This is a genomic window from Nocardioides secundeburneus (genome assembly GCF_039939255.1).
Lineage (GTDB): Bacteria > Actinomycetota > Actinomycetes > Propionibacteriales > Nocardioidaceae > Nocardioides.
The window spans coordinates 55,613-76,005 of the sequence record NZ_JBDUUE010000009.1 but is presented as its reverse complement, the minus strand read 5'-3'; the positions used below and the strand labels follow the sequence as shown (position 1 = coordinate 76,005).

At 74.1% G+C, this 20,393-nt stretch carries 13 protein-coding genes; 8 read left to right on the top strand and 5 right to left on the bottom strand.

Going from position 1 to position 20,393, the window contains the following annotated elements; all coding sequences use genetic code 11:
- Positions 1-6: 6 nt before the first annotated feature.
- Together ABFT23_RS21825 and ABFT23_RS21820 are read right to left on the bottom strand one after the other, a co-directional pair.
- Entirely contained in the window at positions 7-843 is an 837-nt protein-coding gene (locus ABFT23_RS21825; protein WP_347899086.1) for an ERCC4 domain-containing protein, read from the bottom strand.
- Positions 844-917: 74 nt separating this feature from the next.
- Positions 918-2,396 carry a sensor histidine kinase gene (locus ABFT23_RS21820; protein WP_347899084.1) on the bottom strand — a complete coding sequence of 493 codons (1,479 nt, stop codon included), beginning with the start codon at positions 2,394-2,396 and terminating at the stop codon, positions 918-920.
- A gap of 498 nt (positions 2,397-2,894) precedes the next feature.
- Here ABFT23_RS21820 and ABFT23_RS21815 point away from each other — a divergent pair, with 498 nt between their 5' ends.
- On the top strand, positions 2,895-3,605 hold the full coding sequence (locus ABFT23_RS21815) for a response regulator transcription factor (protein WP_347899082.1): 711 nt from the start codon (positions 2,895-2,897) through the stop codon (positions 3,603-3,605).
- A 143-nt stretch (positions 3,606-3,748) separates the two neighbouring features.
- Entirely contained in the window at positions 3,749-4,504 is a 756-nt protein-coding gene (locus ABFT23_RS21810; protein WP_347899080.1) for an AfsR/SARP family transcriptional regulator, read from the top strand.
- Positions 4,505-4,529: 25 nt separating this feature from the next.
- Here ABFT23_RS21810 and ABFT23_RS21805 read toward each other — a convergent pair whose 3' ends face one another.
- Complete coding sequence (locus tag ABFT23_RS21805; RefSeq protein ID WP_347899078.1) at positions 4,530-10,028, bottom strand: PKD domain-containing protein; 5,499 nt, start codon at positions 10,026-10,028, stop codon at positions 4,530-4,532.
- A 261-nt stretch (positions 10,029-10,289) separates the two neighbouring features.
- Here ABFT23_RS21805 and ABFT23_RS21800 point away from each other — a divergent pair, with 261 nt between their 5' ends.
- The 6 genes from ABFT23_RS21800 (at position 10,290) to ABFT23_RS21775 (ending at position 15,946) form a co-directional block, all read left to right on the top strand.
- Complete coding sequence (locus tag ABFT23_RS21800) at positions 10,290-10,625, top strand: hypothetical protein (RefSeq protein WP_347899076.1); 336 nt, start codon at positions 10,290-10,292, stop codon at positions 10,623-10,625.
- Complete coding sequence (locus ABFT23_RS21795) at positions 10,622-12,604, top strand: hypothetical protein (RefSeq protein WP_347899074.1); 1,983 nt, start codon at positions 10,622-10,624, stop codon at positions 12,602-12,604. Before ABFT23_RS21800 ends, ABFT23_RS21795 begins: the two co-directional genes overlap by 4 nt.
- A 106-nt stretch (positions 12,605-12,710) precedes the next feature.
- Positions 12,711-13,403, top strand: a complete 693-nt coding sequence (locus ABFT23_RS21790; protein ID WP_347899072.1) for a response regulator transcription factor — start codon at positions 12,711-12,713, stop codon at positions 13,401-13,403.
- Between the two features lie 149 nt (positions 13,404-13,552).
- Positions 13,553-13,954 (top strand): UDP-N-acetylglucosamine--LPS N-acetylglucosamine transferase, encoded by a 402-nt coding sequence (locus tag ABFT23_RS21785; protein ID WP_347899071.1) that lies wholly within the window; start codon positions 13,553-13,555, stop codon positions 13,952-13,954.
- Positions 13,951-14,451: a glycosyltransferase gene (locus tag ABFT23_RS21780; RefSeq protein WP_347899069.1), complete on the top strand. Its 501-nt coding sequence runs from the start codon at positions 13,951-13,953 to the stop codon at positions 14,449-14,451. Before ABFT23_RS21785 ends, ABFT23_RS21780 begins: the two co-directional genes overlap by 4 nt.
- A 7-nt stretch (positions 14,452-14,458) precedes the next feature.
- The gene (locus ABFT23_RS21775; protein WP_347899067.1) at positions 14,459-15,946 is read left to right on the top strand and encodes an exopolysaccharide biosynthesis polyprenyl glycosylphosphotransferase; all 1,488 of its coding nucleotides are present in this window, start codon (positions 14,459-14,461) and stop codon (positions 15,944-15,946) included.
- Positions 15,947-16,214: 268 nt separating this feature from the next.
- Here ABFT23_RS21775 and ABFT23_RS21770 read toward each other — a convergent pair whose 3' ends face one another.
- Positions 16,215-16,910 carry a LuxR C-terminal-related transcriptional regulator gene (locus ABFT23_RS21770; protein ID WP_347899065.1) on the bottom strand — a complete coding sequence of 232 codons (696 nt, stop codon included), beginning with the start codon at positions 16,908-16,910 and terminating at the stop codon, positions 16,215-16,217.
- 91 nt (positions 16,911-17,001) lie between these two features.
- The gene (locus tag ABFT23_RS21765) at positions 17,002-20,382 is read right to left on the bottom strand and encodes a PKD domain-containing protein (RefSeq protein WP_347899064.1); all 3,381 of its coding nucleotides are present in this window, start codon (positions 20,380-20,382) and stop codon (positions 17,002-17,004) included.
- Positions 20,383-20,393 lie beyond the last annotated feature (11 nt).

Genomic DNA, 20,393 nt, shown 5'->3' with positions numbered 1-20,393 from the left:
ACGACCTCATGCGTGCGTGGCGACGACCTCGCCGGTGAGGACGTCGACGAGCCGGGTGCCCGGCGGTGTCGAGCGCAGCGCCCGCAGCGCGATCGCCCGCCGGTCGAACGACGGCAGCTCGCCCAGGTCGTCGTCCCCGGTGAGCAGCCAGCGCCGTGGCGCCCGAGGCTCCCGGACGGCGCGCTCCGGCTCGGGCTCGCGGTCGGCCGGTGCCACGAAGGTGTGGTGCAGCGCCTCGGTGATGCGGGCCGCGCGCACGCGTCCGATGCCGGGACGGCGGCGCAGGTCGTCGGCGCCGGCGTCGGCGATCGCGCCGAGGCTGCCGTAGGCGGCGAGCAGGCTGCGCGCCATCGTCGTGCTGATGCCGGGCACGACCGACAGCATCGCCTCGGCCTGCGCCGAGGGATGGCGCGGCGACCGCCGCGGCCCCTCGGCCCGGGCGGTGGGTCCCGTCCGGCGGGCGCGCTTGGCCAGCCGGACGAGCCAGGCCGCGCTGTCCTCGGCGTCGAGGCTGTGCAGCACCGTGAACCCGTCCTCGACGAGCCGGCAGACAGCGCCGCGCCAGGCGTCCTCGGCGATGCCGCGCGGCTCGCCCTCGATCAGCAGCACCGCCTGGGCGTAGGTCGACTGCAGGCGCACGGCCTGGTCGAAGATGCGCCCGTCGCGCACGGAGGACCCGAGGTCGTGCGCACCCTTGCGCTCGACGGCGAGACCCGGCCCGAGCACGTAGTCGCCGACGGGCAGGTCGGTCAGCACGACGTCGACGCCGGCCGCGAGCAGGGCGTCGGGGATCGCGCTGTCGCGTTCGCGGTGATCGACCAGCACCGGTCCGACGTCGGGCACGTCGCGACGCTACCCGCGCTCGCGCCCCCGCCGTTCGCCCGATCGGGGGACGACGGGTCGGTCGTCGGCGTCCGTCAGCCGCCGCGGGCGACGGTGGCCGCGCCACCGGTGATCGTGAGGACGAACTCGGTGCCCCGAGGTCCGGTCGAGGCGACGCGGAGCGAGCCGCCGAGGTCGCCGGCGAGCCGGGAGGCGATCTCGAGCCCGATGCCCTCACCCTGCGAGTCCGGGCCCTTGACCCCGCGGCCGAAGAGGTCGCCCGCCACCTCGGGTGCGATGCCCGGGCCTCGGTCGGCGACGACGATCTCGAGCCCGTCGCCGCGTCGGCCAGGTGCCGCCTCGCGGACCGAGACGGTCACCCCGGCGCCGTGCCCGTGCCGCGCCGCGTTGTCGAGCAGGATCTCCACCACCTCGCCCACCTGGCCCCAGTCGCCCCGGGCGAGCGGGCACGTGGTGACCAGCCGGACGTCGCGTCCCTGCAGCGCCTGCGCGCCCACGAGGCGGCCGAGCACGTCGCGCAGGTCGGTGTCGACCGCGTCGGGGGCCCACGTGGTGTCGTCGGTCCGAGGGGCCGCGGCCCGCCCGGAGCCGACCACGCGTCGCAGGCGCTCGATCTCGCCGAGCATCACCAGGCACAGCTCGCGGTCGTCGTCGGCGTCGGCGCCGCTGCGGCCCCGGGCCTGCTCACGTTCGAGGAGCATCTGCGCACCCGCCGCGAGACCGGCGAGCCCGGAGCGGACCTGGTGCAGCTGGTCGCGCCCACGCTCGTGGTCGTCGGCCCGCTGGCCGAGGAACGCGAACGCGTGCTGGTCGGCCGCGATCGTCTCGCCCAGCAGCTTGAGTGCGGTGTCGACCGCGAGCAGCGTGCCCAGGACGAGCGCGGTCAGGGCGGCCAGCGAGAACCAGTCGCCGAGGCGGCCGCCCTCGCCGTAGCCGAGCTGCGTCGTGCCGAAGATCAGGACGGCGATCGCGAGGCGTCGTCCGGCCCACGGCGGGAGCGCACCGAGGCGCAGCACGGTCGCCGCGATCGCCAGGGCGACCACGACCACCGCCGCGACCAGGATCCCCTGCGTGAAACCGTTGGTCGGGAACGGCGGCAGCACGCCGAGCAGCACGACGTCGAGCGAGACCGTGACCAGGCCGGCGATCGCGATGAGCGCGAGCGGCTCCGGGGAGCGCCGGCGGGACTCCGCGAGCCGGGCGAGCACGAGCACCACGCCGCACACGAGGGCGTCCAGCAGCCGCTGCGCCGGCGAGTGCTGCCCGCGCAGGTCCTCGTCGAGGAGCTGGATGCCGCTCACCGTGAGGCCGTGGATGGCCGAGACGGCCAGAGCGACGCTGATCCATCCCGCCACGGCCGCCCGGGTCATCCACCAGTGCAGGTAGACCAGCAGCGCGGCGATGAGGATGAGCCGGTAGGCGGTCAGTCCCACCACCGGCCACAGCCGGGCAGGATCGAGACCCCCCGGCTCGAACTGGACCGCGGTCAGGACCGGGACGGCCACGCCCGCCATCGCACCGACGACCCGGATCCCGTCCAGGCCCGTAGGCATCCGCAACACTCAAAGCCCCCCTTCGAGTCCCGACGCCGCCGGTGGTACCGGAGGAGTCGGCCAGGCGGTGCCCGTCGGGGCGCCGTCCTGGCATCACACGTGATCAGGATGGCTCCGCGCAGGGGGTTCGGGGCAGTTACCCAGTTTTGGTGACGCGCGGCACTGGCGCCTCCGCTCCCCCCGCCGGCGCCTCCGAAGGCGGCACGCGACGCCGTCTGCCCGATGCTGACCGCGGTCCGCACGGGGCGGGCGCGCGGGAGCCGCGATCGATGACAACTCATGCGGTCAACCTGCGTCCGCCTGTGCCGCAGATTGTCCGACCATCTTTCACGCTCTGTTCACATCGGCGTGGAGCATGGGTTCGTTTCCGGGGGGAAAGAGGAACTGTCATGGGGGTCGCATCCGCGTCCACGCACCACCAGCACGTGCAGCACACAACACCACACACCACACCACACCCAGGACCACTCGCTGGCCCAGCACGCCGAGGAGGTCGTCGTGCCACGCGCCGGTGACCTGATGCGGCTGGTGGTCGTCGAGGACCACGTGCTCTTCGCCGAGTCGCTCGAGACCGCGCTGACCCTGGAGGGTCACCACGTCGACCGCGTCGAGGTCGCCGCCCACGCCACGACCACCGGGCTCGTCGCCGCGGCCCTGCGCAGCCGGCCGCAGGTGGCGTTGCTCGACCTCGACCTCGGCGCCCAGACGGGGCTCCGCCTCGTCGCGCCGCTGACCCAGGCCGGCGTGGCCGTCGTGGTGGTCACCGGCGAGGTCGACGAGGCGCGGTGGGGCGAGTGCCTGCGCAGCGGCGCGCGGGCGGTGCTGTCGAAGACCGGCTCGCTCAACTCGATCCTGGCCGCGATCCGGCGGATCGGCGAGGGTCGCGCCGTGATGACCCACGACGAGCGCCGCCGCCTGCTCGAGGCGTTCCACGTCGAGTCGTCGTCGTCCCGGCTGGTCCGGGGCAACCTCGACAAGCTGACCCGGCGCGAGCAGGTCGTGCTGGGCCACCTCATGGACGGCCGACCGGTGCGCGAGATCGCGCGCGCGGCCTTCGTCTCCGAGGCGACGGTGCGCACCCAGGTCAAGTCGATCCTGGCGAAGCTGCAGGTCACCTCGCAGCTGGCCGCCGTGGGCGCGGCCCACTCGGTGCGCTGGCACCCGACGACCGGGAGCGACCTCGAGCACGGCAGCAACGTCGCGCAGTAGCGCGATCCGGCGGACCGCAGCACACCGGCCCGCCGGTCGGCGACACGCAGTATGGCCAAAGCCGCCCCGGTCACCCGCGCGCGAACTAGCGTGGCCGGTGCGTCCCCAGGTCGAGGCCGCGTGCACCGAGGGGCAGGTCGTCGATGGGCGGACTTCGGATCCACGTCCTGGGCCCGCTGCGCGTCGTGCGGGCCGACGGGAGCGTGGTCGAGCCGCACGAGTGGCGCACGGCCAAGACGATGGACCTGGTCCGCATCCTCGCGCTCGCCGACGGCCAGCCCACGAGCGTGACCACGCTGGTCGAGCGGCTGTGGCCCGACGTGCCCTACGACCGCGCCCGCGTCAGCCTGCGCACCGCGGCGAGCCAGGCACGCCGCACGATCGGCGTCCCCTGCGTCCGCCGCCACCACGACGGCCTGGCGCTCGAGGACGCCTGGGTCGACGTCCGCGAGTTCCGCCGGGCCTGCCGCGCCGTGCGCTCGGCCTGGGAGACCGGCGACGCCGACCGCGCGCTGGCCGCGGCCGAGGTCGCCCAGGACCTGTGGCGCGGCTCGTTCGTGGCCTCCGACCAGGACAGCGGGTGGGCGACCAGCGAGCGCGAGGCCCTCGACACGGAGCGGCGCCGCATGCTCTGCGAGGCGGCCGAGTGCGCCGAGTCGGTCGCCCGCTACGACCTGGCCGTCGAGCTGGCCCGCCACGCGCTGGTCATGGACGCCTCGGCCGAGCGCGCCTACCGCACCATCATGCGCGCGCACGCGGCCCTCGGCGAGGTCGGGACGGCGCTGCTCGTCTTCGAGCGGTGCCGGCACTACCTCACCGAGAACCTCGGGGCGACGCCCTCGCCGCAGACCCGCATGCTTCACCTGCAGCTGCTGCGCCACGGGGCCGCCGAGTCGTGACGCCTGACGGGTGCGGGACGGCGCCTCACGGCGTCGTCACCGTGACCTGCCGCGTGGTGACGCCGACCCGGCCCCAGCCGTCGGTGACGGTCAGCGTGACGGTGTAGGTGCCGGCGGCCGGGAAGGTGTGCGACATCGCCGAGGCGGTGCTCGTCGGCGTCCCGTCGCCGAAGCCCCACAGGTAGGTGACGGTGTCGCCGACGTCGGGGTCGGCCGAGCCCACGCCGGAGATGTTGCAGACCAGCCCGGTGCACGACGGCGGGTTGACCACGGCGGTCGGCGCCCGGTTGGTCGTCGGCTCGGTGATGGTCACCGTGCCGGTCGAGGTGGCGGTCAGGCCCCACTCGTCGCGCACGGTGAGCGTCACGGTGAACGTGCCGGGCGCGGCGTAGGTGCGGCTCGGCAGCGGTCCGGTGCCGGTGCCGTTGCCGAACACCCAGGCGTAGGTCAGCGTCGGGGCGTTCTCGTCGGTCGAGCTCCGCGCGTCGAAGGTGCACACGTTCTGCACGCACGAGGTGGTGAACGCGGCCACGGGCGCGAGGTTGCCGGGCGGGTGCGTCACCGTGACGTGCCGCTCGGCCGGCACGGCGGTCACCTGGTCGTGCTGGTCGACCCCGCGCACGCGCACGGTGTAGGCGTCCGGCGGGACGACGGGCGTGGTGTAGGAGAAGTTCGACCCGGGGGTGCCGGGGCTGGTCAGGAACGCCGTGCGCCAGCTCGCAGTGGTGCTGGTGAACGTGCCCGTGGAGGACAGGTAGCGCCCGGCGGAGTCGATGATCGCCACCTCGACGCGCTGCATGGCCTGGTCGTCCTCGGCACGGCCGCTGACGAAGATCTTGCCGTCGGCGAACGTCGTGCCCTCGGTCGGGTTGAGCAGCGCGTCGGTCAGGGTCGGCGGCACGTCGCCGGGGTAGATCCGGTAGCGCGCGGTCGCCCCCACCGTCGAGGTGTCCTGCTGCCCGGCGGTGTCGGTGGCCAGGGCGCCGACCGCCCAGTCACCCTGCACCGGCAGCGTCCGCGAGAGCGACCACGTCGTGCTCGTCCCGCCGGGGTTGGCGAGAGTCGCCGGCAGCGTCGCGAAGGCTGCCGCGAGGCTGCCGTCGGGCTGCAGGTAGCGGCTGGAGTCCTGCTCGAGCAGGGCCACCCGGACGGCGGCGACCCCGCGGTCGTCGGTCGCGGTGCCGGTCAGGGCGAGGTCGAGCGACTGCCCGCCGGTGATGGTGCCGGTGACGTCGAGACGCCCGTCGGGCGGGGCGTCGCCGGCGACCTGGGCGTTGATCGTGAGCCGGCCCTGGTTCGTCGTCGACGTCGTCAGGCCGAGCCGGTCGGTGGCCCGCACCGAGAACGAGTAGCTGCCCGGGCTGAGCGTGAAGGGCGTCGTCCAGGACCAGTCGAGGGCGGCGGTGGAGAGGTTCAGCGGCGTCACGCGGTGCCAGCCGGCGATCTTGTCGGTGCCCCACGTGCCGTCGGCGGCGAGGTTCTCGCGCGTGGTGGTGTTGCGCAGGCTGATCTCGACCGTGTCGAGCGACTGGTCGTCGGTCGCGGAGCCGGCGAAGGTGAGCGGCGAGCCGGGCTCGACGACGAGCGTGGGCACCGACGTCGGCGGGGTCATGACCCGCGGCGAGGTGAGGGCCACGGACGGCGCGATGCCGGTCTCGCTGACGATCCAGGTCCGGTCGGCGGTGTCGAGGTCGGGCTGCCCGGCGGTGTCGCTGGCGCGCGCCTGCGCCTGCCACTCCCCCTCGTAGGGCAGCGTCACCTCGTAGGTCCAGGTCGTGCTGGTCGCGCCGACGACGTCCGGGGTGATCCGGAACGAGCTGTAGGTCGGGCTGGTGGTGCCGTCGGCCTGCAGGTAGCGGTTGGCGGCGTCGCGGACGGTGAGGCTGACCGAGTTCACGCCGCTGTCGTCGGTCGCGGTCCCGGTGATGACGAAGGTGAACGAGCGCACCGGGCTGGCCGGTCCGGTCACGGTGGTGTTCGGCGGCTGGTCGTCGAGACCGAAGGTCTCGAACTTGCGCGTCGCCTTGGAGTTGTCGGCCGCGCCGGTGGCGGTCACGGTGCGGGCGAGAAGCTGCATCTTGCGGTTGCCCGCGATGGTCAGCGGCAGCGACCAGTCGGCCGTGCGCGCCCCGGTCGGGGTCAGGACCGCGTCGATGGTGTTGTTCGCGGTCTGCCACGTCGTCAGGTCGTCGGCGAGCCAGCGGTCGCGGTCGAGGTCGTGCACCTCGAGCTCGACCCGACCGACCGAGCCGGTGGTCACCGACGCGGTGCCGCTGACCGTGAACGACTCGTCGGCGGTCTTCACGCGACCTTCGATCGGGTCGGCGATGGTCGTCTCGATGCCGTTCGAGGCCGGCACGGTGCCGAGGTCGTAGTAGGCGATCCGGCCGCCGTTGTAGCCGCCCTGCGTCGTGGCGTCGCCGCCGGTGAGCAGGCCGCGCGGGGTCAGCTCCATGGCCTTGTTGCCCTCGAACGAGTTCGAGCCCGGGTTCCAGTCGAGTGCGGTGCCGTCGACCGGGTTGAGCGCGCCGATGTGCTCGCGGTTGACCACGGCGTCGCCGAGACCGTAGCCGGACAGGCCCTGGCCGGTGCCGTAGCCGACGTCGTCCAGGCCCGGCCACGGCTGCGGCGAGGTCGGCGACTCGTTCCAGGCGAAGTGGCCGCCGACGTAGATGGCCTTCTCGGAGATCGCGACCGAGTAGACGCTGTCGAAGAGCCGCGAGATCCACAGCGGCTGGGTGCCGGCGCCGCCGTCCATCGGGAAGGCGATGACGGTGTCGTTGATCGGCGGGCGGTCGCCGCCGGAGCCGCTGGTGACGACGAAGTAGCTGCCGTCGGGCGAGATCGCGGCACCGTAGATGCGCTGGATGCCGCCGACGAACTGCAGGTTGTCCTGCCAGATCGGGCTGCTGAACGGCAGCACCTTCGCGGTGCGGGTGTTGACCAGGAAGGCGCCGTAGTGGTCGACCCCGTTGACCTGCCGGCCGGTGTGGACGACGAGCAGGCGGCTCTGGTCGCGCGAGAGCACCAGCCGCTGCACGGTGAGCTCGCCGTTGGTGCCGATGCCGCCGGTGATGTCGTTGACGAAGCCCGGCAGGACGTCGCCCGTCGCGCCGTCGACGGCGGCCAGCGCGCGGCGCGGCACGTTGCCCACCAGGTCGAAGCGGCCGCCGGCGTAGACGGTGGTGTTGGTGGCCGCGAGCTCGGCGACCTTGCCGTTGGTGTTGGCCGTGAACGACTCGACAGGGGCGCCGGTGGTCAGGTCGAGGCGGGCGATCCCCTTGCGGCTCACGCCGTTGACGGTGCCGAAGTTGCCGCCGACGTAGAGCCGCGTGCCGTCAGGCGAGGCCTCGACCGCCTCCACGCCGCCCAGGCCGAACGTCGGACGGAACGCCGCGTCGACCAGGCCGGTCTGGAGGTCGAAGGAGGCCAGTCCGGCCTGCTGGTACAGGGTGTTGTTGCCGGTGACGCGGTTGCGGATCGAGGTGAAGTTGCCGGCCACGAAGACCCGGTTGCCGACGACCTCGATGTCCCAGATCTCGCCGTCGCTGATGAGCGGGGTGTTGGTGCGGGGCACGTCGGGCACCAGTCGCGTGTGGCCCGGCGCCGGCTCCGGCGCCGACAGGGTCACCGACCGGGCCGCCGTGTCGGAGAGCGTGCCGTCGGAGACGGTCAACGTCACGGTGCGCGAGCCGGCCGCGGCGTAGGTGTGGCTCGCGGTCACGCCCGACGACGTCGCGCCGTCGCCCCACGTCCAGGAATAGGTGAGCGGGTCGTCGTCGGGGTCCGAGGACGACGACGCGTCGGCGTCGCAGCCGAGGGCGGCGCACGAGACGGTGAACGCCGCGTCCGGCGGCTCGTCGCCGACGTCGACGCCGCCGCGGACCACGACCGAGAACATCAGGCTGCGGTTGACGGCCACGCTCGTGGTCGCCGTCCGGCCGGCGGCGGTGCCGGCGGGCACGACACCTCCGGAGTCGCCGACGACCATGCTCACCTTGCCGCTGCCCGTCGTGAGGGCCGCGCCACGCTGGGTCACGCCGCCCGGCAGCGCCCACGTCGTCGCGGTCGAGGACTTCTCGCTCCAGTAGCTCACCAGCCAGGCGTTGGCGTCGGTGACCGGTACCGCCGGCGTGGTGTGGCTGCTCTGGGTCGTGGCGACCGTCGAGGACGCCGACGCGACCGCCGCAGCGCCGTCGCTGCGGTACGCGACGACGCTCATCACCGACTTCACGAACCCGCTCGAGGTGGTCGAGACGTCGCTGCCGGCGTCGGTGGGCCCGGCCTCCTTCGTCCAGACCCGGCCTCGGACGCCGTTGCCCTCACGGCTCTGCAGCAGCGTCCAGCCCGGCACCTGCTCGGGCAGGGTGCCGGTCGTGTCGTTGGTGGTCAGGAACAGCAGCAGGGTGTCGCGGGTGCGCACGGAGGCCGGCACGCGCACGGTGTGCGTGCTGCGGTTGCCGCCGGTGCTCGCGGCGTCGACGTAGGTCAACGCGCCCTCGGTCTGGGTGGGCGTGGTCGTCACCGCCCGGCTGGTGGTCGTGGTCGTCGAGCCGTCGCCCACGGTGAGCGTGACGGTACGGGTGCCGCCCGTGGCGAAGGTGCGCGACGGCGCCGGGCCGGTCGCCGTGCCGCCGTCGCCGAAGGCCCACGTGAACGTGAGCGCGTCGCCGTCGGGGTCGCTGGACGACGCGGCGTCGAAGGAGCAGACCAGGCCGGTGCAGGCGGTGGTGAAGGCCGCGACGGGCGGGCGGTTGAGGTCGGGCCCCGGGCTGACGACGAACGACATCGTGAGGCTGCGGCTGGTCGCGACATCGGTCGTGGCGGATCGGAACGGCGCGGTGCCCCCCAGCACCGCGCCGCCCGAGTCGGTGAGGAGGGCGCTGGTGCGGCCCGTCCCGGTGGTGGCGGCCGTGCCCCGGGCGACGGCGTTCGCCGGCGGCGTCCAGGTGGTCGTCACCGACGACTTCTCGCTGTACCAGTCCACGACCCACGAGCCCGGGTCGGCGACGTCCAGGGCCGCGCCGGCGTGCGTCGTGCCGGAGGTGTTGACGACCTGGCTGCCCACGGCGGTGACCGACGGCGTGCTCGACGAGCTGCGGTAGGCGCTCACGCCGACGACCGACTTCACCGCGGTCGCCGTCGTGGCCGTCACCGTGGCGCCGGCGTCCGCAGCCGTCGCGAGCCGGGTCCAGGCGCGACCGCGGATGCCCGAGCCGTCGACGGCGCGGACCTCGGTCCACCCGGTCGGGGCCGTGACGGCCACGGTGGTGTCGTTGCCGGTGAGGGTGAGCAGCAGCAGGTCGCCGGCGGCGACGCCCGCCGGCACCCGCACGGCGTGCGCGGTGCGGTTGCCCGCCGTGAGGGCGGACCCGACCTGGGTCAGCGTCGGCGCGGCCGCGCTCGCGGTCGGGGCCGACAGCATCGGGACGGCGAGGGTGGCGAGCACCAGCAGCAGGGCGGACAGCAGCGTCCGGCGCCGAGGGCGCGAGAGTCGATGCCGGGCCGAGGGGCACGTGTTCATGGGTTTCCGATCTCGCCATCCGCCCCGGTCTCGCCGGGCTGACGCGGTTGATGCTGGCATCGCCGTGCCGGCTGGGCATGCCGCAATTCGGGTAGTTCGTGCCGTCGTCCGACGCCGTGGCCACGGCCGCGGGTGGCCCGTCTCCCCAAATGTGGGGACCTGCTCCCAACACCGTCAGGGGCCCACGCTCGCGCACCTAGGGTGACGCCGTTCCCGTGCAGACGAGGTCGTCGGCACGGATCACCGGACGAGGGGGCTCTCATGGTGAACGACGTCGGCTTCTCCTGCACCGCCGAGCACCTCACGCTGCACCGGCCGGTGGGCTCGCTGTCGCCCGCGCACCGGTCCATGGTGTGCGGCTGGCTCGCCGCCCACGGGCTCGACCCCGACGTGCTCGCCGTCGACCACCCGGTGCGGCGCGACGTCCGCTACCGCGTGCTGCGCTGGAGCGAGGTGCAGGACGGCGGCAGCGTCGACCGGGTCCGCCACGTCGGCCGCACCGCGGTCCGGGGGCTCTGGCCCCGCCCGTTCCCCGTCGACCTGCGCGGGCCCTCGGCCTTCGTCGACGCCGACGGCTACACCCTCACGCCGCGATGAGCCGACCCGCCCGCGTCCGGCGTCGCCGTCCGGGACCCCTGGTCTCGGTCGTCGCCGGGCTGACCGTCGTCGTCGGGCTGCTCGTGGCCGCGGCCCCGGCGGCCCCCGCGGCCCCGACCGCCGGCGCGGCCGGGTCCGGTGACGCCCCCGGCGGCCGGCTCGTCGCCACCGTGGCGGCACCGCGCACGCCCCAGGTCCTCGACGGACGGGTCTACTCGGTGACGCAGGTCGGCCGCACCGTCGTCCTCGGCGGGTCGTTCACCCGCGTCCGCGAGGACCGTTCGAACCGTCGGTTCGTCCGCCGCGGCCTCGTGGCCTTCGACGCCGTCACCGGGCGGATCAAGCAGCGCTTCCACCCCGACCCCGTGGGCGATGTCCGCGTCGTCCGCCCCGCCCCCGACGGCCGCTCGGTCTACGTGGGCGGGGAGTTCACCTCCATCGCCGGGACGCCGCGGGCGAAGCTGGCCCGCATCCGCGTGCGGGACGGCGGCGTCGTCCGCTCGTTCCGGCCCGGGCGGGTGACCGGCACGGTCAAGGACCTGGTCGTGACGCGCGGGCGGCTGTGGATCGCCGGCGCGTTCACCCACGTCGGCGGCCGGCCCCACCGCGCGCTGGCGACCCTGCGCCCCGACACGGGCCGCGCGACGGGGTTCATGAGCCTGGTGCTCGCCGGCCACCACCGCCGCGGCGCGACCCAGGTCCTCAAGGTCGCCGCGACGCCGGACGGCGGGCGGCTCGTGGCGGTGGGCAACTTCGCCACGGTCGGCGGAGCGGTACGCCGCGAGCTCGTCGTCCTCGACGTCGGCGGGCGGCGCGCGCAGGTCGCCCGCTTCCGTACCGACTTCTACTCCTCGGCGTGCGCGCGCCGCTTCGACACCACCATGCGCGACGTCGACGTCTCCCCCGACGGCACCTACCTCGTCGTCGCGACCACGGGTGGCTACGGCGGTCCACGCGGCTCGTGCGACACCGTGGCCCGCTTCGAGCTCGCGGCCACCGGGGCCGACGCGGTGCCCTCATGGGTCGACTACACCGGCGGCGACACGACCTACAGCGTCGAGGTGACCGGGCCGGCCGTGTACGTCGGCGGCCACGCCCGCTGGTTCAACAACCCCTACGCCAGCAACGCGGCCGGCCCCGGAGCCGTCGCCCGGCGCGGCATCGCCGCGCTCGACCCCCTCAACGGGCTGCCGTTGTCGTGGAACCCCGGGCGCGACCGGGGAGTCGGCGTCTTCGACTTCCTGCTCACCCGGCAGGGGTTGTGGGTGGCCTCCGACACCACGCGCATCGGGCGTGACCAGCTGCGCTCGCGCATCGCGCTCCTGCCGGCGCGGGGCCTCCCGGTGGCACCGACCCGCGCCGTCCGACTGCCGGCCTCGGTCTACCTGGGCGGCCCCGACGGTCTCAGTCGTCGCCGGTTCGACGGCCGGCACGCCGGTGCGCCGCAGGCCGCTCCCGACGGCGGTCTCCGCTGGGGCCACGTGCACGGCGCGTTCGTGGTCGGGCCGAGGCTCTACGTCGCGCACGCCGACGGGCGCCTCACCGTCCGGTCCTTCGACGGCACCACCTACGGGCCGGCGTCGACGGTCTACACCGCCGACGCGCTCGTGCCCCTCCGGGGCTGGGTGGACGACGTCCGCCAGGCCACCGGGATGTTCTTCGACTCCGGCCGGGTCTACTTCACCCGCACCGGGTCCGACCGCCTCTACTATCGCTACTTCAGCCCTCAGAGCGGTGTCGTCGGCGCGGAGCGGCTCGTCGCGCCGGCAGTGCCGGCCGGCGTGGACCTCCGCCAGGTACGCGGGATGTTCGTGGCCTCGGGCCGCTTCTTCTGGGCGACACCGGACGGCGTGCTGCACGCGGCCGGCTGGCAGCGCGGCGCCGTCTCGGGGTCGGTCGTCGGCCCGTCGAGCCCCGCCTCGGCTCCGGACGGTGGCGGCACGTGGAACGGCCGGACGCTGTTCGTCGCACCGACATGACCCCGAACCACAGCCCACTCAGGGCTCCACGCCGCCGATCGGACGCGCGGCCCACCACAACCATCCAGTTCGAGTACGAACCATCTACCGAGAGGCGGTGGTCGAGTTGACCAGGCAGCTGGGACTCACCCGCATCGTGATCGTCGAGGACCACACCCTGTTCGCGGAGTCCCTCGACATCGCGCTCACGCTCGAGGGGCACGACGTCCGACGGGTCTCACCCGGCGAGGGTGGGCCGACGACGTCCATGACGATCCTCGCGGCCACCCTGCACCACCGCCCTCGCGTGGCGCTGATCGACCTCGCTCTCGGGGCGACCGCCAGCGGCGTGCGGCTCATCGAGCCGCTGCAGCGCGCCGGGGTCTCCGTCGTGGTCATCACCGGGTGCGCCGACCGGCTCGTCTGGGGCGAGTGCCTCCGGGCCGGAGCCAGTGCGGTGCTGTCGAAGTCGGAGCCGCTCAACGTGACCCTGGCCGCCATCCGCCACCTGCGGGAGGGCCGCTGCGTGATGTCCCGCGAGGAGCGGGAGCGACTCATGAGCGCCTCGGCCCAGGACCGCTCCGAGCTGCACGAGGTGCGCCACCGGCTCGCCTCGCTCACGCCCCGCGAACGACAGGTGCTCGTCCACCTGATGCACGGGCGGTCCGTGCGCGAGATCGCCGGTACCAGCGTGGTCTCCGAGGCGACGGTGCGCACCCAGGTGAAGTCCATCCTGGCCAAGCTGCACGTCTCGTCGCAGCTGGCCGCCGTGAGCCTGGCGCACCGCGGCGGGCTGCCCGTCATCGAGGTCGTCGCCTGACGCAGGCGGTTCACCAAATTGAGGCATGCCAGACAGGCGTGCGATTTCTAGGTTGAGTTCAGCGGACACCACGTCCGCGCAGACTTCCGGGGGGAATGTCAGTGAAGGTTCTCTTGGTGTGTTCCTCGGGTGGACACCTCGCTCAGCTCATGTGTCTCGAGCCCTGGTGGTCCGAGCACGACCGGGCCTGGGTCACCTTCGACACCGACGACGCCGTGGCACGGCTCGACGGCGAGTCGGTGACCTGGGCCCACCACCCCACGACACGCAACGCCAAGAACCTGCTGCGCAACACCCTGCTGGCCTGGCGCACCATGCGGTCGTTCCGGCCGGACCTCGTGGTGACCACCGGTGCCGCCGTGGCGGTCCCGTTCTTCTGGATGCACCGGTTCTTCGGCGCCCGCACCGTCTACCTCGAGGTCTACGACCGGATCGAGACCCGCACGCTCACCGGGCGCCTGTGCCGACCCGTGACCGACCTGTTCCTCGTCCAGTGGCCGGAGCAGCAGCCGCTCTACCGTCGCAGCGTCGTGCTCGGAGGGGTGTGGTGACCGGCGTGCCGCTCGTCGCGGTGCTGCTGGGCACCGACCACCACCCCTTCGACCGGCTCGTTCGCTGGGTCGACGAGCTCGACGCCTCGATGCCGGCCGACTGGTTCGTGCAGCACGGCGCGACCGTGCTGCCGAGTCGGCTGGCCGGCGAGCCGATGCTGACGCCGTCGGCGCTGCACGACCTCATGGTCCGCGCCGACGCGGTCGTCTGTCACGGCGGGCCCGGCCTCATCATCGAGGCCCGGGCCGCCGGGCACGACCCCGTCGTCGTGCCGCGCGACCCCGGCCGGGGCGAGCACGTCGACGACCACCAGCAGCGCTTCGTCGGGTTCCTCTCCCGACAGGGGCAGGTGACCACCGCGTCGTCCGCGGCCGGCCTCGCCACAGCGGTCGAGCACGCGGTCGGCGCCGCGGAGCGCCACCTCGGCACCGGTCCGGGGTCCACGACCTCGCTGCGCTTCGGCAGCCTCGTCGACTCGCTGCTCCAGCGGACCTGACCCGTCGATGGCCACCACCACCCCGACGACCGTCCCGCGCCGGTCGGTGCTGACCCGCACCCTGCCCGCCCCGCTCCCGCCGTCGGTCACGCTGCCGGCGGCCGCGCGCACCCCGCTCGCCCGGCCCCCCTCGGCGCGCCCGCTCACGCGGACCCTCGTCGACCTGACGGCGGCCGGCGTCCTGTCCGCCCTGCTCCTGGCGTCGTGGCCGACCGTGGCGCCCTCGCCGCTCGAGCACGCGCTCGTGGCGGTGGTGTGGGTGCTGCTGCTCTCCGGGGCGCGGTGCAACGCCCCGGGGCCGCTGCCGGGAGGCAGCGGCGGGACGCGCCGCGTGCTGCGGGCCTCGACGGCGCTCGTCGCCGTGCTCGCCCTCGCTCCCGCCGTGGTCCCCGGCCTGGTGCCCGACGCCCCGGCCCCCCTGCCGCTGCTGCTCCTCGCCGCCGCGGTCTCCGCGGTGGCGATCGCGCAGCGCAGCCACCTCGCATCGCGACGACCGGGCCGGTCGTCGCGCACCAGGTCGACGACCGCCGTCGTCGCCGGCCACGCCCGCGACGTCGCCCGCGTCGTCTCCGAGCTGGGCAGCGACCGACGGCGCTCGATCGACGTCGCCGCGGTGTGCGTGCCCGCCACGGCCAAGCACGCCTTCGACGTGCCGGCCGTGCGCGGCTTCGACCTGCTCGTCTCGGCCGTCGAGGCCCACGGCGCCGAGGTCGCGATCGTGCTGCCGTGCCACCACTTCGACCCGTTGACCCTGCGCCGCCTCGGCTGGCAGCTCGAGGCGGCCGGCGTCCACCTGGTGGTGGGGTCCGGGTTGATCGACGTCGACCGTTCCCGGGCCCGCACGATGCGGGCCGGGGGCCTCGACCTCGTCCACGTGCGTCACGCCGAGCTCACGGGCGGGCGTCGTCTCCTCAAGCAGCTGTGGGAGCGACCGGCGGCCGCCCTCGCCCTGCTCCTCGTGAGCCCGCTGCTCGCCGTCGTCGCACTCGCGATCCGGCTCGAGTCACCCGGCCCCGCGATCTTCCGTCAGGTGCGCATCGGCAAGGACGGCGAGCCGTTCACGATGCTCAAGCTTCGCACCATGGGCGTGGACGCCGAGGACCGACGGGCCGGCCTGACCGAGCACGACGGCTCCGGTCCGCTGTTCAAGGTCCGCGCCGACCCGCGCGTGACCCGCATCGGCCGCATCCTGCGGCGCTACTCGGTCGACGAGCTGCCCCAGCTGGTCAACGTCGCCCGCGGCGAGATGTCGCTCGTGGGCCCGCGTCCGCCCCTGCCCGACGAGGTGCTCGGCTACGACGGCGACACCCTGCGCCGCCTGGCCGTGCGGCCCGGCATGACCGGTCTGTGGCAGGTCTCCGGGCGCTCCGACCTGCCCTGGGACGAGACCGTCCGGCTCGACCTGCGCTACGTCGACAACTGGTCGCTCGTCCTCGACGCCGTCATCATCGTCCGCACCCTGCAGGCCGTCGTCGGCCACCGCGGCGCCTACTGACGCGGTCTCCACCGATCGTCGAGCTCTTGACAGGCCCGACCGCCGGCCACCGGCGGTCGGGCCGTTCGTCGTTGCGTCTTCCGGGACCGACGTGTCGCCGGTGCCCACGGTCGCGCCCCTCGTGCCTTCGTGATCCGCCGGACATGATGTCCCACGAACAACGAACGCCCACGGGCCTGGGGCCGGTGGGCGTTCGGTGCGTCTGTGTGGCCCCTGCGTCTTGCACGACCCCTGCATGGCTGTGCCCGGCGGACGAGAGGTCCGGCCGTCACCAGCCCCGCACGAGGGCGACGGCGGCCAGCTGGGACTGGACCTCGAGCTTGCGCAGCACGGCCTTGACCTGGGTGCGCACCGTGGCCTCCGAGACCCCGTTGCCGAACGCGATCTCCTTGACCGACAGCCCGCGGGCCAGCTGGTCGAGCACCTCCGCCTCGCGCGGCGTGAGCCGGGCGAGCCGGGCGGCCAGGTGGTCGGCCTGCTGCTGACGGGCGCGCCACTCCCGGACCATCTGCTCGCGCTGGCGCGGCGGCATCAGGTCCGCCCCGGCCATCAGGTGCGCCAGGCTGACCGACAGGTCGTCCAGCGAGATCGAGGTCGGCAGCAGCGTGGCGCCCTCGGCCACGAGGTCGCCCCAGGAGGCGTCGTCGTGGTGGCTCACCACGAGCACCCAGCGCAGCGGCACCGTCGCCACGAGCATCCGCGCGCTCGCGCGGTGCTGGGGGTCCTCGAGGTCGCCGAAGACGATGCCGGCGCGCGGGCGCAGCGCGGCCAGTGCGCGCCGCACGACCGGGCTCGGACGACGTCCGTCGGGCCAGTCGACGGCGATCACGTCGAGGTAGCGGCTGGTCAGTGCGGTGCGGACGGCATCGCCGACGAGCCGCTGCTCGGACAGCAGGACGACGCGGGCACGACGCCCGCCCTCCGCCCCGGTCCGGCGCGGCACGCCGGCCCCGGCGACACTCATCGTGGGCTCCCGGTGGCTCGGTCGGTCAGACTGCGCGTCCGGCCGACGAGGGGCGTGGCCACGATCCACGCCCCTCGTCGCCGTCGAGTGCTCATCCCGGGCTGAGCACCGTCGTGAACATGACGCTGCGGCCCGCGGCGGAGTCGGTGGTCGCCGTCTCGCCCGCGACGGTCCCCGCCGGCCGGGCGGCGCCCGAGTCGGCGACGAGGGCGACCAGCCGGCCGCCGCCCGACCCGCTGAAGGAGGTGCGCGGCACGACGGAGGCCGGGCCCGTCAGGGTGGTGTCGACCGAGGACTTCGAGGTCCAGGAGGTCACCACCCAGCTCGAGGCGCCCGCGACCGTCACCGACGGCGCGGTGTGGGTGGTCCCGGTCGTGAGGTCGAGGCTCGCCGCGTGGGCGCCGACGACCGTCGAGCCGGAGGCGGAGCGGTAGGCCGAGACCGCCAGGACGCCCTTGGCGATCGCCGACGTGGCGACCGACACGGTCGAGCCGGCGTCGGCCGCGGTGGCGACCTTGGTCCAGCTCCGGCCGAGCACGCCCGACGCGCCCGCCGAGTCGAGCAGCGTCCACCCGGCAGGGCCGGTCGGCGTCACCGTGTCGTCGTTCAGCGTCAGGTGGAGCAGCAGGCGGTCACCGGGGGCCACGCCGGCAGGCACGGTGACCCGTTGCGTCGAGGAGTTGGTCCCGGCCGACGCGCTGCCGACGTGGGTGAGCAGCTGGGCGGCCTCGGTGACCGTGACGGTGTGGGACGCCGTCGAGGTCGCACCGGTCGCGGTGCGTGCCTCGAGCACGACCGAGTAGGTGCCCGGTCCGGGGTAGGTGTGCTGGGGCTGGGCGCCCGTGCCGCTCGTGCCGTCGCCGAAGTCCCAGGCGTAGGAGGCGATGGCGCTGCCGGTCGAGGTGCTGGACGAGGCGTCGAAGGAGCACGCGGTGCCGGCGCACGAGCTGGTGAAGCCCGCCGTGACGCTGACCCCCTGACCGTCGGCGCCCTGGTAGGCGAAGAGGGAGTGGGCCGACCAGTCGGCACCGTCGATGCCTGGACCGGACACGGTGTCCGACGAACCGGGGACCGGTGCACCCGACGCTCCCGACTGCGACCAGCCGATGCGGTGCAGGCTGCCGTCGGCCTCGGCCCAGTAGAGCTGGGTCGGCGTCACGAACATGCCGCGCACCGAGCTGAAGGCGATCCCGGCGACGCTGCCCGAGGCCACGAGGCGCTTGGCGCCGACCGCGCCGCTCTGCGGGGAGAAGTAGCGGTAGTACAGGTCGTTGGAGCCCGCTCGCGTGAAGTAGACACGGCCGCGGTCGAAGAACATCCCTGTGCTGTTGCGGATGTCGTCTGCCCAGTCGGCCAGCGGCACGATGGCGTCCGAGGTGTTGACCGCGGACGGCGCCCCGTAGGTCGCGCCGTCGAAGGTGCGTCGCGTCAGCGTGCCGTCGGCCTGGGCGAGGTAGAGGTTGCCGTTGACCATGAAGGCACCGCGGGTCTGCGACCAGTCGATGCCACCCGCGGGAGCCTGCGTGGTCGGACCGGTCGTCGTCCCGTCGAAGCCACGACGGCGCAGCCCGTCAGCCGGCGCAGGCGCGGCGGCGTCGGTGCGAATGATCTCGATCCCGTTCAGGAGCGGGTTCTCGACCACGTGGCCGAGCGCGATGTCGACGGAGCCGTCGCTGGTGATCGGGAACGAGCGCATCGTGCCGACCCCGTGGCCGACCTGGGAGACCAGGTCGAGCTGCGGGAGGACCCGCGTGCCGTCGATGTCGACGTCGAAGACGCGCTGGCCGGGACCGGCGGTGCAGTCGCAGCGGTTGGCGAAGTAGAGGCGCACCTCGAGCGGCGTCCCGGCCGGGACCGGGAACGCCCAGGCCTGCTCGGGGTCGCCCCACGGGTCCCACAGCTCGCTGTCGAACAGGGCGGACGGCGTCCCGGCGGGCACGGTCGCGTCGACGGCGCCGACCGGCGACCAGCCGGCCCGGTTGCAGCAGGCGTTGTGCAGCGGGGACGGGGCGGCGTCGGTGTCGGCCGCCCAGTCCGGCCCGCTGGCGGCCGCCAGCTGCGGCCCACCGGCGTTGACGCGGTAGAGCACGCCCGGGGCGGTGGCGGCACCCACGGGCCCGCCCACGAAGACGTCGTCGGGCAGCGTGGGCGTGCGAACGGCCGGGAACGCGGCGCCCTGCGTGTTGAACCGGGCGATACGGCTCTTGAGCTGGAAGTTGCCGATGCGGTCGGTGTCGGAGGCGACCCACAGCCCCTGGTCGGTGAGCAGGAAGTCGAAGACGCCGACCCCCTTGGCCCGCCCCGGGTTCCAGGTCAGCGGCAGGCCGTTGACCGGGTCGAGCGCGGCGATGCCCTCGCGCGAGATCGCGCCGGGACCGGCCTGGTCGCCGGCGTAGGGGTTGTTCCACCAGCGCTGGTGCCCGCCGACGTAGACCACGCCCGGCGTGGCCTCGACGGCGTAGGTCGTGTCGCCGCCGGTGTAGTCGACCCACGACGGCTGGGCGTCGGTGCCGGCGTCGAGCTCGAACCGCGCGACGCTGTCGCAGGCGGCGTCCGGGCCGCCGTAGGCACCGGTGGTGCCGACGACGAACCACCGGCCGTCGGGCGAGATGTCGACGTCGCGCATGTAGGAGTCGAAGACCCCCGCGCAGGGCGAGGTGTAGAACGAGGAGCGGAAGCCGCTGGGCGCGGCGCTCGCGCCGGTCAGGTCGAGCACGAGCAGCTGGTGGTTGGTGACCCCGGCCAGGGTGTCGAAGTTGCCGATGGCCACCAGCCGCGACCCGTCGGGGGTCAGGTCCATCTTGAGCACCTGCGTGGCGCCCTCGTTGTGGTAGCCGGCGATCGGCAGCGACATGTAGGGCGTGACGGCGCCGGTGGTCGGGTTGACCGTCGCGAGGGCCGGGTGCGAGACACCGCCGACGTGGGTGAAGGCACCGCCGAGCCAGAGCCGGCCGTTGCGCAGCGAGAGGTCCTTGACCTCACCGGTCACCGCCCCGACGTTGAAGGTGCTGATCAGGGCGCCGTCCGAGACCCGGACCCGGGCGACCCGTTGGCGGCTCGCGCCCGCGATCGAGGTGAACGAGCCACCGACGTAGACCGAGGTGCCGTCGCCGCTGGGCAGCACGACGCGCACGCCCCCGTTGGGGTTCGGCGCGAACGCGGGGTTGATCCGCCCGGTCACGGCGTCGAAGGCGACGAGACCGTTGCGCGTCTGCTCGGTCGTCTCGTTGTCGTTGCGGACCCGGGTGAAGGTGCCACCGAGGATGATCGTGCCGCCGACCTGGACGACGGAGTAGACCCGCCCGTCGAGCACGTGCGGGGTGTTCGGGGCCGCGACGTCGGAGACGAGGCGGCCGGCGGGTTGGTCGGTGTCGGCGGCGCGGGCCGGCACGACGGTGGCCGAGGTGCCGATGAGTGCGGCGACGACAGCGAGGAGGACGGCCACGACCCGGGCCGGGGATGAAGGACGCATGCGGGGACCAC